The 13,790-nt window shown below is 68.7% G+C and carries 12 protein-coding genes; 7 read left to right on the top strand and 5 right to left on the bottom strand.

From position 1 onward, the window contains the following. The first annotated feature begins 10 nt into the window (after positions 1 to 10). Positions 11 to 265, top strand: coding sequence for a DUF1653 domain-containing protein (locus KW843_RS14040; RefSeq protein WP_218295736.1), 255 nt, complete (start codon positions 11 to 13; stop codon positions 263 to 265). A 291-nt stretch (positions 266 to 556) separates the two neighbouring features. Next, positions 557 to 1,111 carry a hypothetical protein gene (locus tag KW843_RS14045; protein WP_218295737.1) on the top strand — a complete coding sequence of 185 codons (555 nt, stop codon included), beginning with the start codon at positions 557 to 559 and terminating at the stop codon, positions 1,109 to 1,111. 40 nt (positions 1,112 to 1,151) lie between these two features. On the opposite strand, the gene purN is transcribed toward KW843_RS14045, so the two are convergent. Further along, positions 1,152 to 1,733, bottom strand: a complete 582-nt coding sequence (gene purN / locus KW843_RS14050) for a phosphoribosylglycinamide formyltransferase (RefSeq protein ID WP_218295738.1) — start codon at positions 1,731 to 1,733, stop codon at positions 1,152 to 1,154. 39 nt (positions 1,734 to 1,772) lie between these two features. On the opposite strand from purN, the gene KW843_RS14055 reads away from it, so the two are divergent. The 4 genes from KW843_RS14055 (at position 1,773) to KW843_RS14070 (ending at position 6,316) form a co-directional block, all read left to right on the top strand. Then, entirely contained in the window at positions 1,773 to 2,477 is a 705-nt protein-coding gene (locus tag KW843_RS14055; RefSeq protein ID WP_218295739.1) for a YceH family protein, read from the top strand. 46 nt (positions 2,478 to 2,523) lie between these two features. Further along, positions 2,524 to 3,705 carry an acyl-CoA dehydrogenase family protein gene (locus KW843_RS14060; protein WP_218295740.1) on the top strand — a complete coding sequence of 394 codons (1,182 nt, stop codon included), beginning with the start codon at positions 2,524 to 2,526 and terminating at the stop codon, positions 3,703 to 3,705. Between the two features lie 24 nt (positions 3,706 to 3,729). Further along, the gene (locus KW843_RS14065; RefSeq protein WP_218295741.1) at positions 3,730 to 4,845 is read left to right on the top strand and encodes an acyl-CoA dehydrogenase family protein; all 1,116 of its coding nucleotides are present in this window, start codon (positions 3,730 to 3,732) and stop codon (positions 4,843 to 4,845) included. A gap of 76 nt (positions 4,846 to 4,921) precedes the next feature. After that, the gene (locus tag KW843_RS14070; protein WP_218295742.1) at positions 4,922 to 6,316 is read left to right on the top strand and encodes an alpha/beta fold hydrolase; all 1,395 of its coding nucleotides are present in this window, start codon (positions 4,922 to 4,924) and stop codon (positions 6,314 to 6,316) included. A 97-nt stretch (positions 6,317 to 6,413) separates the two neighbouring features. Here the strand turns inward: KW843_RS14070 and KW843_RS14075 are convergent, their stop codons facing one another. The 3 genes from KW843_RS14075 to KW843_RS14085 all read right to left on the bottom strand — a co-directional run bounded on the left by KW843_RS14075 (position 6,414) and on the right by KW843_RS14085 (position 10,989). Next, positions 6,414 to 6,947, bottom strand: coding sequence for a DUF3617 family protein (locus tag KW843_RS14075; RefSeq protein WP_218295743.1), 534 nt, complete (start codon positions 6,945 to 6,947; stop codon positions 6,414 to 6,416). 93 nt (positions 6,948 to 7,040) lie between these two features. Continuing rightward, positions 7,041 to 10,139 carry an IPTL-CTERM sorting domain-containing protein gene (locus tag KW843_RS14080; protein WP_218295744.1) on the bottom strand — a complete coding sequence of 1,033 codons (3,099 nt, stop codon included), beginning with the start codon at positions 10,137 to 10,139 and terminating at the stop codon, positions 7,041 to 7,043. Between the two features lie 166 nt (positions 10,140 to 10,305). Beyond that, on the bottom strand, positions 10,306 to 10,989 hold the full coding sequence (locus tag KW843_RS14085; protein ID WP_218295745.1) for a response regulator transcription factor: 684 nt from the start codon (positions 10,987 to 10,989) through the stop codon (positions 10,306 to 10,308). Positions 10,990 to 11,160: 171 nt separating this feature from the next. On the opposite strand from KW843_RS14085, the gene KW843_RS14090 reads away from it, so the two are divergent. Beyond that, positions 11,161 to 13,164 carry an ATP-binding protein gene (locus tag KW843_RS14090; protein ID WP_218295746.1) on the top strand — a complete coding sequence of 668 codons (2,004 nt, stop codon included), beginning with the start codon at positions 11,161 to 11,163 and terminating at the stop codon, positions 13,162 to 13,164. A 54-nt stretch (positions 13,165 to 13,218) separates the two neighbouring features. Here KW843_RS14090 and KW843_RS14095 read toward each other — a convergent pair whose 3' ends face one another. Continuing rightward, complete coding sequence (locus tag KW843_RS14095; RefSeq protein ID WP_218295747.1) at positions 13,219 to 13,776, bottom strand: HNH endonuclease; 558 nt, start codon at positions 13,774 to 13,776, stop codon at positions 13,219 to 13,221. Between the last annotated feature and the right edge of the window lie 14 nt (positions 13,777 to 13,790).

Here is a 13,790-nt window from a genome sequence, read left to right on the forward strand (position 1 = left end):
CATCCTAACCATGAACGACAACGACCTCCCCGCGCTCATCCGCACCCCGCCGGGCCTGTACCGCCACTACAAGGGCATGCTCTACGAGGTGATCGACACCGTGCGCCACAGCGAGACCCTGGAGCCCATGACGCTGTACCGCGCGCTCTATGGCCAGCGGGGGCTGTGGGTGCGCCCCGCCGCCATGTTCGAGGAGCAGGTGCTCATCGATGGCGTGGAGCGGCCCCGGTTCGAGAAATGCGGCGACGAGGCCGGTCCCGGCTGAACCCGGTCCGGCCACGCCACGGCACGGCACGCGCGAAGGCGGTATCGGCCAGCTGGAACGCGTTGCGCTGGCGCCACGGGTTTCTGGCCGCGCAGGGCGACATGCCCCCGAACGCAGGGCACCTACCCCGACGGCCCGCCGCGTCCTACAGCGCCCCGGCCAGATGCGGCCTACCGTGGGCTCTGGGCCCGCATGCCCTGGCACCCGGTGGGAGGCTGCCAGCTCCCTGCAGCATTCCTCCCACCCCCACCGCCGGGCACGGAGGGCCCGGCTTGATCCCAGGAGGTTCCCATGGGCTATCTACTCCAAGGGCTGTTCGGAGAACGCTCACTCACCAAGGTCGCCGGCCTGTTTGCCCAGCAAAGCCAGGCCGAGACCTCCATGGCGCAGATGCTGCGCATCGGCGGCCTGCAGGCCGGACAGGTCCGGCTGCTGGGCCCGCAGGATGCGCGCGCATCGCGCCGCGACCTGTTCGCGCGCTCGCTCGAGCCGGAACCGCGCGGCATTGCCCGCACCTTCTTCCAGACCCACATCGTGGTGGGCGCCGCCGGGGCCGTGGCAGGCCTGGCGCTCTTTGCATGGTTCTACAACGCAGGCCACCCCATGATCGTGAGCAGCCCCCTGCTGGCCTTCATCGCCCTGGTGGGTTTTGGCACCACGTTCGGCATGCTGGGCGGGGGGCTCCTGTCGATGCGGCCCGACCACGTCCTGCTCATCACCAAGGTGCGCTCGGCGTTGCGCCACAACCACTGGGCCGTGGTCGCCCACCCCACCAGCGCGGAGCAGGCGGCCAGGGTCAAGGAGGTGCTGCAAGGCCACTCGGCCGAGGTGGTCAGCACCCTCTAGCCCGCTCACCACGGCGCATCCCCGCGCAACGGCGGGTGCGCTACAGGGCCCGCACCAGCGCCCGCACGGCGCGGGGGTAGATCACATGTTCCTGCGTGAGCACGCGGGCAGCCAGGGTGTCTGCCGTGTCGCCCGGCAGGACTGGCACCACCGCCTGGTCCAGGATGGGCCCGACGTCCAGCTCCGCCGTCACCTGGTGCACCGTCACCCCCGCAAACCTGCAGCCCGCGTCGATGGCGCGCTGGTGCGTGTGCAGCCCCGTGAAAGCCGGCAGCAAAGAGGGGTGGATGTTGATCAGCCGCCCCGCATAGTGCGCCACGAAGCCGGGCGTGAGGATGCGCATGAACCCGGCCAGCACCACCAGCGCCGGGGCGTGGCGGTCGATGGTGGCGGCCAGTGCGGTGTCAAATGCCTCGCGGCTCGCGAACGCCCTGTGGTCCAGCGCCTCGGCGGCGATGCCCTGCTCGCGCGCGAAGGCCAGGCCGGCGGCCTCCGGCTTGTTGCTGACCACGGCGGCCACACGGGCGCCATGGCGCTGCTCCCAGTTCTCCTGCTGCGCGGTCCGCACGATGGCTGCCATGTTGGAGCCGCTGCCGGAGATCAAAATCACGATGTTCTTCATAAATTGCACTGCGACGCTCAACCCCGGATTATCCCTGCCATGCCATTCGACCCCGCAACCCGCCCCCTGACCCCGAACGAGGCCCGCGTGCTGGCCACGCTGATGGAAAAAGCCCGCACCGTGCCCGACAGCTACCCCATGTCGCTCAACGGCCTGCTCACGGGCTGCAACCAGAAGACCAGCCGCGACCCGGTGATGCACCTGAGCGACGCCGACGCCCAGGAGGCCTTGGACTCGCTCAAGCTCCTCACGCTGGCCTTCGAGACCACCGGCAACCGCACCACGCGCTGGGAGCACAACTTCCAGCGCGGCGTGGGCGTGCCCGAGCAGTCGGCCGTGCTGCTGGGCCTGTTGATGCTGCGCGGGCCGCAGACGGCGGGCGAGCTGCGCATCAACGCCGAGCGCTGGTACCGGTTCGCCGACATCTCCTCGGTGGAGGCCTTCCTCGACGAGCTGCAGGAGCGCAGCGCCGAAAAAGGCGGCCCGCTGGTGGTGCTGCTGCCCCGCGCGCCCGGCGCGCGCGAGCAGCGCTGGGCGCACCTGCTGTGCGGGCCGGTCGATACCCACAGCGCCGCCGTTCCCGCCCCGGGCAGCGGCGGTGGCGGCACGCCGGCCGCACTGCAGGCGCGGGTGGAGGCGCTGGAAGCCCAGGTGGCGGGCCTGCGCGCCACCGTGGAACGGCTGTGCGCCGAACTGGGCATCGCCCCCGCGCCGGATGGAATGTCGCCACCCGGACAGGAATAAAACGAACGACCGTGCTACAAACAGGACTTCTCAGGAGACAAGCCGCATGGATCTCGCATTCACCCCCGAAGAACAGGCCTTCCGCGAAGAAGTTCGCGCATGGGTCCACGCCAACCTACCCCAGGAAATTTCCCACAAGGTCCACAACGCCTTGCGCCTGACCCGTGCAGACATGCAGGGCTGGGCCAAGATTCTGGGCAAGAAGGGCTGGCTCGGCTTCGGCTGGCCCAAGGAATTCGGCGGCCCTGGCTGGACCGCCGTGCAAAAGCACCTGTTCGAAGAAGAGTGCGCGCTCGCCGGCGCGCCGCGCATCATCCCCTTCGGCCCCGTGATGGTGGCCCCGGTGATCATGGCCTTCGGCAATGCCGAACAGCAAAAGCGCTTCTTGCCCGGCATCGCCAGCGGCGAAGTCTGGTGGAGCCAGGGCTACAGCGAACCGGGCTCGGGCTCGGACCTGGCCTCGGTCAAGACCCGCGCCGAGCGCGTGGGCGACAAGTACATCGTCAACGGCCAGAAGACCTGGACCACGCTCGGCCAGCACGGCGACTGGATGTTCAACCTGGTGCGCACCAGCACCGAGGGCAAGCCCCAGACGGGCATCTCCTTCCTGCTGCTGGACATGAAGTCCAAGGGCGTGACCGTGCGCCCCATCAAGCTGCTCGACGGCGAGTGCGAGGTCAACGAGGTGTTCTTCGACAACGTCGAAGTGCCTGCAGAGAACCTGATCGGCGAAGAGAACAAGGGCTGGACCTACGCCAAGCACCTGCTCTCCCACGAGCGCACCAACATCGCCGACGTGAACCGCAGCAAGCGCGAGCTGGAGCGCCTGAAGCGCATCGCCAAGACCGAGGGCATGTGGGACGACCAGCGCTTCCGCGACCAGATCGCCTTGCTGGAAGTGGACGTCGTGGCCCTCGAAATGCTGGTGCTGCGCGTGCTCTCGGCGGAAAAATCGGGCAAGAACTCGCTCGACATCGCCGGCCTGCTCAAGATCAAGGGCAGCGAGATCCAGCAGCGCTACGCCGAACTGATGATGCTGGCCGCCGGCCCGTTCAGCCTGCCCTTCATCGAAGAAGCGATGGAAGCGGGCTGGCAAGGCGACTTCCCTGGCGGCGTCACCGCCAACGCGCCGCTGGCGTCCACCTACTTCAACCTGCGCAAGACCACGATCTACGGCGGCAGCAATGAAGTCCAACGCAACATCGTGGCTCAGACCGTCCTCGGCTGAACCCAAGTTCCAGGAGACAAGAACATGGATTTCGATTTTTCTGACGACCAGGAACAACTGCGCGATGCCGTGCGCAAGTGGGTGGACAAGGGCTACACCTTCGAGCGCCGCCGCGCCGCCGTGGCCGCTGGCGGCTTCGACCGCGCCGCGTGGGGCGAGCTGGCCGAGCTGGGCCTGACCGCACTCACCGTGCCCGAAGCCCACGACGGCATGGGCCAGGGCGCCATCGACGCCATGGTGGTGGCCGAGGAACTGGGCCGCGGCATGGTGCTCGAGCCCATCGCCCAGGCCTTCATCGCCAGCAGCGTGCTGTCGCAATACGGCACTGCCGCCGTGCAAGCCGCCTGGCTGCCCCGCGTGGCCAGCGGCGAGGCGCTGGTGGTACTGGCCTACCAGGAGCGCAAGGCGCGCTACCGCCTGGACGTTTGTGAAGCAAAAGCCACTCAAGCGCAATCAGGACATGCGGTAACAGCTACAAAAAGCATAGTAGCCGCCGGTGACCAGGCCGATGCCTTCATCGTGCCGGCGCAGCTGGACGGCAAGATCGCCCTCTTCCTCGTGGAACGTTCGGCCGCTGGCGTGACCACGCGGGGCTACGTCACGCAGGACGGCAGCCGCGCGGCGGAAGTGCAGCTGGCCAACGCCCCCGCCACGCTCATCACCACCGACGGCCTGGCCGCGCTGGAGCTGGCCGTGGACACCGGCATCGCCGCCACCTGCGCCGAGGCCGTGGGCGTGATGGACAAGACGGTGTCGCTGACCGTCGAATACATGAACCAGCGCAAGCAGTTCGGTGTGTTCATCGCCAGCTTCCAGGCGCTGCGCCACCGCGTGGCCGACATGAAGATGCAGCTGGAGCTGGCCCGTTCGATGAGCTACTACGCCAGCCTCAAGCTGGGCGCCCCCGCCGCCGAACGCCGCGCCGCCATGGCGCGCGCCAAGGTGCAGCTGGGCCAATCGATGCGCTTCGTGGGCCAGCAATCGGTGCAGCTGCACGGCGGCATCGGCGTGACCGACGAATACATCGGCAGCCACTACTTCAAGAAACTCACGCAGCTGGAAATGACCTTTGGCGACACGCTGCACCACCTGGGCGAGGTGTCGAGCCGCATGCAGGACACCGCAGGCGTGTTTGCCTGAAGAGGACTGTCACGCAACCATGCAATGCTCGTGGGCCCACCGGTCCACGGGCATTTTTTCTTTCTGGAGCCCCCTCATGAACACCACGCACTTGCTGCCACGCCGCTCCCTTCTGGTGGCCGCCGCTGCCGCCGCCAGCCTGGCCCTGGCGGGCTGCGCCACCCGCAGCCCCAGCCTGGCGGAGGCGCCGCCCATCGTCTTCGTGCATGGCAACGGCGACACCGCCGCGCTGTGGCAGACCACCGTGTGGCGGTTCGAGTCGAACGGCTGGCCGCGCGAACGCCTGCACGCCATCGACGTGCCCTACCCGCTCTCGCGCGACGAGGACAGCAAGCCCCAGCCCGGCCGCACCTCGGCGGCGGAGCACATGGCCTACCTGAAGGCCGAGGTGGACAAGGTGCTCCAGGCCACCGGCGCCCGGCAGGTCGTGCTGGTGGGCAACTCGCGCGGCGGCAATGCCATCCGCAACTACGTCTACAACGGCGGCGGCGACCAGACCGTGAGCCACGCCATCCTCGGCGGTACGCCCAACCACGGCGTGTGGGCGGTTCCAGGCTTTCGGGAAGGCAACGAGTTCTCGGGCACCGGCCCGTTCCTCAAGGCCCTGAATGCCCCCAAGAACGCCGCAGGGGACGAGGTGAGCGGCCCGGTGAAATGGCTGACCATCCGCTCGGACAACAACGACAAGTTCGCCCAGCCCGACGGCGTGTGGATCGGCGCCAAGGGCACGGCCACCAACGTCACGGCCGCGGGCCCCGAGCTCAAGGGCGCCACCAACGTGGTCATCCCGCGCATCGACCACCGCGAGACATCCTATTCACCCGCCGCGTTCGAGGCCACCTACCGCTTCATCACCGGCAAGGCCCCGGCACGCACCGAGATCGCCGCCGAGAAGGCCGTGGTGCTGAATGGCAAGGTCACCGGCCTGGGCGTGGATTCCACCGACCCCAGGACCGGCAATTTCAGCAACAACCTGCCCCTGCCGGGGGCGCAGCTGGAGGTGTACACGACCGACCCCGCCACCGGCGCCCGCACCGGCGGCGCCTTGCTGCGCAAGGCCGTGGGCGCGGATGGCCAGTGGGGCCCGCTCGCCGTCCCCACCGGCTCGCCCATCGAGTTCGTGATCACCGCGCCCGGCTACGCCACCACCCACATCTACCGCAGCGGCTTCCCGCGCGGCAGCGACCTGATCCACCTGCGCCCTGAACGCATGGCCGACGCGGACAAGGGCGCGGACAGCATCATCACCCTGGCCCGCCCCCGCGGCTACCTGGACCCGGCGCGCGACAGGATGCTGCTGGACGGCGCCCCGCCCGCTGGCGTGCCCCCCGGAGCGGGCGTGGCATCCGCCAAGGTCAAGCCCGCTGGCGGCGTGCGCGGCATCGCGGCCGAATTCAACGGCGAACGGGTAACGGGCCAGACCTGGCCGGCGGCGCAAGGGCATGTGGTGATGCTGGAAATCAGCCAGTAAGCAAGGCGCCGGCAGCGGCATGCATGGAAAAACCCCACGGGCGGCAAGCGCCCGTGGGGTTGTTTTTTTGTCCTGGGAGGGAAAGCACGCACGGGCGTCAGTGCGAGTGCCCCCCATGGCCTTCGCGCTGCTTGAGGCTGTCGACGATGTTGACGGTCACGCCGTTGGGCAACACCATGTCCGAGGGCTTCATGCCCGGCCTGCAGTCTCCCAGGCGGCGCCCGCTGAACTGCGTCACGCCGGCGTTGCCGTGGGGAACGGGCTGGGAATAGGACACCTCGAACTGCCCTTGGTAGGACTCCTGGAAGTCGCCCGACAGCTGGATGCGCGCGGTGACCCGGTTGTCGTGCACGAAACACACCGTCTGGACGTCGAACCGGGTGCCGTTCTCTCCCTTCTTCACGCGTGTTTCATGGCAATGCTCCTGCCCCGGAACCACGGCAAGCAGGGTCACCGCGTCCACCTGGGGCGTCGTGCACTGCAGCACCTTCTGCTGGCGCATCACCGACTGGCCAGCAGCGGCGATGGAGACCTCCCACAGGCCCGGCTTGCGCGCCGGCAGGGTGTCGGCCTGGGCCAGCGGCAGGCCCAGCGAGAGGGACAAAGAGGCGGCTACAACGAGAGGTTTCATGGATTCAGGGGGTAACGGTGGAGCGCCAGGCTCCGGGGGGGGCCTGGCGCATCCGGGTTGCCGTATCTGTCTATCTGTCAGCGCATCAGCGCATCAGCGGCCCAGCCGGCGGCGGTGCACCCACACCATGGCGGCGAGCAGGGCCGACAGGAGGACCATGCACCACTCCGACAGCGTGGGAATGGCATTGGCGTCCACCGGGGCGGGTGCGAACCGGAACACGGCCGCGCAGTCCGCCGCCACGGACGGGATGGTGTAGGTGGTGAAGTTCGCGTTGAAGCTGCCGCCACCGCAGGTGCTGGAGGCATCCCATGCAGCGCGCATGCCCTTGGCAGGCGACAGCACGATCACCGCGTTCGTCCCCGGCATGACGGACTGCGTCGCAGGGCTGACGGTTCCGCCGCCGGAAAGGACGGAGGCCGCCACCACCGGGTTCGGCACGAAGGCAAATACCGCGGAGCAGTTGGCCGCCACGCCGGGGACGGTGTACACCGTGCTGTCGGCATTGAAGCTGCCGCCCGTGCAGGTGCTGGAGCCATGCAGCGTCGCATGCAAACCCGCGGCGGGAGACAGCGTGACCAGCGCGCTGGCGCCGGGTGGCACGGACTGCGCACCGGGACTGACGGTACCGCTGCCAGAAAGCACGGAGGCCGTCACCACCGGGTTCGGAACGAAGGCGAACGACACGGAACAGGCTGCCGCCACGCCCGGGACGGTGAACACCGTGCTGTCGGCATTGAAGCTGCCGCCCGTGCAGGTGCTGCCTGCCGCCAGGGTGGCGCGCTGGCCGGCGCCCGGCGTGAGCGTGACGACGGCCGTGCCCCCCACTGCCACCGATTGCGACGCAGGCGTGACGCTGCCGCTTCCGGATGCCACGGAAGCCGTCACCGCCACGGGCGCCAGGAAACCGAAGTTCACCGTGCAGTCGGCAGGCACCGGGGCAATGGTGTAGGTGGTGCCGGACCAGGTGCCTGCGGGGCAGGAGCCCGTGGGCGGGGCGCTGGTGTAGCCGGTGGTCGGCGTCACCACGTAGGACACGGAGCCCCCGTTCAGCACCGTCTTCGGCGCATTCGGCGTGATGGCGCCGCCGGTGCCCACAGACGGCGTGACCGTGGCCACGCCGGAGTTCACGAAGCTGAAGTTGACCACGCAGTTTTGGGCAATCGCGTTGGTCGTGTAGGTGCTGCCCACCAGCGCGCCGCCAGTCTGTGCGCCGCCGGCGGCGCAGTTGTCGGTGATGACCGGTGCGTAGCCCGCATTCGGCATGACCATGAACGAGGTGGTGCCGCCCGGTGCGACAGGCTGCGTCACGGCAGGGGTCACGGAGCCGTTGGCGCCCACCACGGGCGTCACATCCAGGGGGATGGTGAAGCTCGCGGTCACGGTCTTGGAAGCATCCATGGACACGGTGCAGCTGGTGGCCGCGCCCGAGCAGCCGCCGCCGCTCCAGCCCGTGAAGATGGAGCCGGCCGGCGCCGTGGCGTAGAGGATGACCTCGGCGCCGCCAGGCTGGTCGGAGGCGCAGCTGGCTCCGCAGGAGATGCCCAAGGGCACCGAAGTGACCGTGCCCGTGCCGATCGTGTGAACCTGCAGGTTGAACAGCCCCGCCCCCACGGGATCGGAGTCGGTGGCCGTGTTGTTGGAGCTTTCACGGTCCCGCACGCCAGCCGGTGCCGTCACCGTGGCCGTGTGCCGGATCGTGCCTGCGCCGCTGGCGGACGGGTCGGCCTGGGCCGCGATGGTGTAGGTGAGCGTTCCACCGACCGGCACCGGGTCCGGCAGGGTCTGGCTCACGGGCCCCGTGCCCGAGGCCAGCGGGCACACGGCCCCGCCCGATGCCGCGCAGGTCCATGCGATGCCGGTCAGCGATGCCGGGGCCAGCTCCTGGACCATGGCGCCAGCCGGCACCGCGGTCGGGCCGAGGTTGGTCACCGTCATGGCGTAGGTGAGGGCCTGCCCCCAGATCACGGCGTTCTGTCCGTCGGACAGGGCCACGCTCAGGTCGACCAGGGGGTCCGTGGTGATCTGGCTCTGGACCAGCGGCCCGAGCAACGGCGATATCGCATCGCCCACGATGGAATAGTTGCCGTGGTTGATGGGGCCGGTGGTGAGCGCCGGCGCCACGAACGACAGCTGGAGCGTGCCGCTGCTGCCCGGGTTCAGGGTTCCCAGGGGGCAGGAGATGCTATCGATCTCGTTGCCCGCGGTGCCGGACACACTGGTCGTGCACGCGGCGGGCACGGAGCCCGGATCGATGCGCAGATTCCTGGGTGTTCCCGGCGTGTTGTCTTGCGGGGACACGATGGTCACCACGGTGCTCGTGAGGGGTACGTCACCCTGGTTCGAGTACGAATAGGTGTAGTCCACGCTGCCGTTGGCAGCCGCGTACTCCGGCGCATCGGCCTTGATGCCGGGGCCCGGCAGGTTGGTCAGGCCGGCCCCCGAATCGACGTAGATGTGGCCCGAGTGCCCGCTCTGGCTGCAGCCCGCCGCGATCACGGTGACCTTGACCTGATCGCCCACATCCAGCACGCCCTCCCCGGGCGCGATATCGATGGTCTGCCAGTTGGTGTACTGGAAGCCCCCCACGGTCTGCCAGGGCACGCCGGACTGGCCCGAAAAGTTGAACGTGTAGAACAGCTGCTTGTTCTTGGTGACGTTGTACACCTCGACAAAGAAGTAGGGCTGCTCGTGCCCGGAGTGTCCGGGGTTCTGCAGCACCGGGGCGATGGCGAAACGCACGTGCGCCTTGCCGTCCGCCGGGTCCACGTCGGCCAGCGTCATCACGGCCGTCTGGTCGATGGCGGCGGCGCGGTTCTGGGCGCCCAGGTAGTTGACGCGCGCGCTCTTGGCCCCATAGAGCGGGAAACGCACTTGCCCACTGACGTTGATGTCGGAGTCATTGCCCACGGCATCGGTCGGCGCGGGCGTGGAGGTGGTGTTGGGCGTCAGCCCCAGATCACTCTCCGAGCCGGGCGGGAAGTTGGCCAGCGCAATGCCGGCACCGGGCACACGCAGGTGCCGGATGTTCCAGCTGTCCAGGTCGCTCTCGAAGCCGCCATTCACGAACGCCGCGTGCGCGGAGCCTGCGGCGGCGAGCAGGGCGAGCCCCCCCAGCCACAGCAGCGCCAGGCGGCGCAGGAAGCGGGACATGCTGCCGCGCAGCCCGCCCAGGAAAATCTCAGTGGTCAATTTGCCGTCTCCTCTTGAATCAGATCTCTGTCGTCGAAACCTGCGGGCCGAGTTCGGCCCAGGCTGCGCCCTGCCGGGACGGCATGCGCAACCATGAAATGGGTGGGGTGGTGGTGGACCGGGGCTCGGGGCACCCGGTCAGCGGGCTTGCGCCAGGGTGGTCAGCTCATGGTGCGAACACGAGCCCTTTTCCAAAGACCGCCCTGACCGGCAGGGCCAGGCCAGTGTCGTCCAGCGTCTTGCGGCGCAGCCGGGTCAGTGCCGATTCGATGCGGTGAAAGTCATCGTCGAGATTGCGTCCGCCCACGGCCTGCGCGAGCGCCTGCTTGCTCACGACCACGCCGGGGTTCTCCAGCAGGCAGGACAGCAGCTCCAGCTCTCGCGTGGTCAGCGAGACGACCTGCTGGTTGGGGGCCCGCAGCGCGCCGCCCACGCTGTCCAGTTGCCACGGCACCGCCGCCAGCGCATCCCCGCCGCCCTGCAGCCGCTTGTTGCGCAGCTGCGAACGGATGCCGGCCACCAGCTCCTGCATGTCGACGGGCTTGACGAAATACTGCAGCGCGCCAGCCTCCAGCCCTTCGATCCGGCTGTCCAGGTCTGCGCGCGCCGTCATCAGCACGGTGGGCACCCCTTGCGCCGCCAGGCGGGTGAGCAGGCTCAGCCCATCCTCGCCAGGCAGGCCGATATCCACGACCACGAGATCGGCGCGCGCGCGCAGCAGGCGCACGTAGAAATCCTCCGCCGACTCGGCCCCCCAGGACTGCAGGCCCGAGCGCGCCAGATAGCTGCATACATTGCTGCGGATGTCCTCGTCGTCTTCGACGACTGCGATGGTGGGTTCAGCGGACATTGAGACGGTCAATTGGGGTGCGAAACAGTTTGATACGTACTATTGTGTCAGTGCCTTTTGCACCGAGCCATGCACGAATACTCACGAATACTCACAAGCCCCAGGCGCCGCACGGCGGTGCCGTGGCACGCCAGGGCGCTTGCCGCGTGCCTTCTCCTGTTTTTCTCCTGCGTGCTGGCGCGCGCGGGCGAGCTGCCGCCGGATTTCCGCTTCCAGCTGGGATGGGACATCCCCATGGACCGGATCGACGATCCGCTCGGCCGGATGGGGCCGGGCGATGCGGCCGCGGCACCCGTCGGCGAAGGGTCGCCGCGGCTGCACCATTCGTTGAATGCGGGCTACCTCGGCCATCCGGTGTGGCTGCGTTTCCAGGTGCCGTCCCTGCCCCCGGATGCCGAACCCGGGGCACTGTGGCTGCTGGCGCAGCCCACCTATCTCGACACGGTCACGCTCTACCAGCGCAGCGCCACGGGGGACTGGTCGGCGCAGGAGAGCGGCGACCATGTGCCGGCCCCCCGGAAAGCCGGCGTCCGCCAGCACCTGTTTCGCCTGGCACCCGGTGCCATGGCGCTCATCCGCATCCAGACCAGCAGCGCCATGCAGTTCCAGGGCAGCGTGCTCGGCGCGCAGGCGCTGGGCGCCAGCCTGGCGGATGCGGAACGCGGCATGGGCCTGCACTTTGGCGCCGTGGCGGCCTTGCTGCTGGGCATCTGGGCCGCGGCGGCCATCTTTCGCACCCGCGCGCTCTTTGCCCTCGCCGTTCTGGGCTCCGTCAGCGTGATCCACATCTTCAACGTGCGCGGCTACTCCAGCCTCTGGGTTCCTGCGCCGTGGACGCTGTGGGCCAGCCATTCGGTCGGGATCGGTGCATTTGCCCTGGCGGCCACGCTGGCCTGGCAGATCAGGGAGCAGCTGGCGAACACCGGCCGCCACCGCCGCACCGGCAGGTGGCTGATGGCGCTCGCAGCCCTGAACCTGGCGGGCATGGCCAGCGTTCCGCTGGGCTTCTACGGGTCCGTGGCATGGGTCAACCTGCTGTCCCTGCTGGCCAGCGACGTGATCGCCATCGTCCTGTGCGTGCTCGCCCTGCGCACGCGCGAGCGGCGGGCCCTGCACGCGCTGCTGCTCTCGGCCTATGGCCTGCACGCGATGGCCGGAGTGCCCATCGCCATCATCATGACCGGCGCGCTGCACTGGAACATCGACGCGACGGCACTGTGGCAATGGGAGGTGATCCTCTTTACCGCGATGATCGCGTGCGCCGTCTTCGTGGGCATGGTCCTGCGCTACCGCGACATCCAGCGCACCAAGGACCTGGCCATCGAACGGCTGGCCCAGTCCGAGCAGTCGCTCGAAGAGCGCATCGGACAGCGCACGGCGGAGCTGTCGCAGGCGCAGGACGCCCTGGGCCAGGCCCTGGAAAACGAACGCGCCCTGCGGCTGGAGCAGCGGCAGTTCTTCCACATGATCAGCCACGAGTTCCGGACCCCGCTCGCGGTGGTGGACAGCGCTGCCGCGGAACAGCAGGCCTTCCCCTCCGCGGATATCAACGCGCAGAAGGACCGGGCAGCGCAGATACGGCGCGCCTGCCGGCGCCTCGCCTCGCTGGTGGACAGCTGCCTGATCAGCGAACGGATGGACACGGCGGGTTTCTCTCTCCAGGCGTCGCCGGTCAACACGGCCGACCTTCTGGAGCATGCGGCGCAGCTGGTCCACTGGTCTCCACGCCACCACCTTCGCCTCTTCACCGACCTCGCTCCGCCGGAGTGGGTCTGCGACGGGACACTGGTGCGCATCGCGCTGTCCAACCTCGTGGACAACGCGGTGAAGTACGCATCCGCAGGGGAAATCTTCATTGCGGCGCGCAAGGGCGAATCCGGGCTGCTGGAGATTTCCGTGGCGGACGAAGGCTCGGGCATGTCGCTGGAGGTCATGAACCGCATCTTCCAGCGCTTCGAACGCGGAGACCGCACCGACCAAAGCAAGGGTTTCGGCCTGGGCCTGTGGGTGACCCGCCGCATCGCACGGCTGCACGGGGGCGACATCACCGTGGAATCGCGGCTGGGCGAGGGGACCTGCTTCACGCTGACCCTGGCCACACAGCCCATGGCCTCCGGCAGCGCCCACCACCAGCGGCAGGTCCGGGCCCGGGGCGAATCATCCTGGGCAACCTGACCCCCGCAGGCGAGCCGCGCCCGGGCGGCCCCCGCAAAGACCTGGAGCTGGTTCTCAGGCCAGCAGGCGCGAGGACTTGGGCACGTGCGCCATCAGGAACTCCATCTGGTCGGCCAGGATCCGCCGGTTGCGCAGGATGAAGTCCTCCCACAGGCTGGGCACGTAGGGCGCGTACAGCAGTGGCATATGCGCCTGTTCGGGGGTGCGCGGCCCCTTGCGGTGGTTGCAGGGACGGCAGGCCGTGACCACGTTCATCCAGTGGTCCTGCCCGTTGCGCGCGAAGGGCACGATGTGCTCGCGCGTGAGGTTGTCTTCGTGGAAATGCCCGCCGCAGTAGGCGCACACATTGCGGTCGCGGATGAAGAGCTTGCTGTTGGTCAGGCCGGGCTTGAGGTCGAACGGGTTGATCGTGGGCACGCCCTTGGTGCCGATGATGCTGTTGACGGCAATCACCGACTGTTCACCCGTCACGGCGTTGTGCCCGCCGCGGAACCGGGCGATCTGGCCGCCGGATTCCCAGCGCACCTCACCGGCGGCGTAATGAATCACCGCCTGCTCGAGCGAAATCCACGATTGGGGCAGCCCTTGGGCCGACAGCTTCAAGACCTTCAAAACACGCCTCCTGG

It is taken from the genome of Acidovorax sp. sif1233, assembly GCF_019218755.1.
Classification (GTDB): domain Bacteria; phylum Pseudomonadota; class Gammaproteobacteria; order Burkholderiales; family Burkholderiaceae_C; genus Acidovorax.

What these genes read in the sequence shown, in the direction of transcription:
- KW843_RS14040 (WP_218295736.1), top strand. Translation starts at nt 11, where the DNA reads ATGAACGACAACGACCTCCCCGCGCTCATCCGCACCCCGCCGGGCCTG.
- KW843_RS14045 (WP_218295737.1), top strand. Translation starts at nt 557, where the DNA reads ATGGGCTATCTACTCCAAGGGCTGTTCGGAGAACGCTCACTCACCAAG.
- purN (WP_218295738.1), bottom strand. Translation starts at nt 1,733, where the DNA reads ATGAAGAACATCGTGATTTTGATCTCCGGCAGCGGCTCCAACATGGCA.
- KW843_RS14055 (WP_218295739.1), top strand. Translation starts at nt 1,773, where the DNA reads ATGCCATTCGACCCCGCAACCCGCCCCCTGACCCCGAACGAGGCCCGC.
- KW843_RS14060 (WP_218295740.1), top strand. Translation starts at nt 2,524, where the DNA reads ATGGATCTCGCATTCACCCCCGAAGAACAGGCCTTCCGCGAAGAAGTT.
- KW843_RS14065 (WP_218295741.1), top strand. Translation starts at nt 3,730, where the DNA reads ATGGATTTCGATTTTTCTGACGACCAGGAACAACTGCGCGATGCCGTG.
- KW843_RS14070 (WP_218295742.1), top strand. Translation starts at nt 4,922, where the DNA reads ATGAACACCACGCACTTGCTGCCACGCCGCTCCCTTCTGGTGGCCGCC.
- KW843_RS14075 (WP_218295743.1), bottom strand. Translation starts at nt 6,947, where the DNA reads ATGAAACCTCTCGTTGTAGCCGCCTCTTTGTCCCTCTCGCTGGGCCTG.
- KW843_RS14085 (WP_218295745.1), bottom strand. Translation starts at nt 10,989, where the DNA reads ATGTCCGCTGAACCCACCATCGCAGTCGTCGAAGACGACGAGGACATC.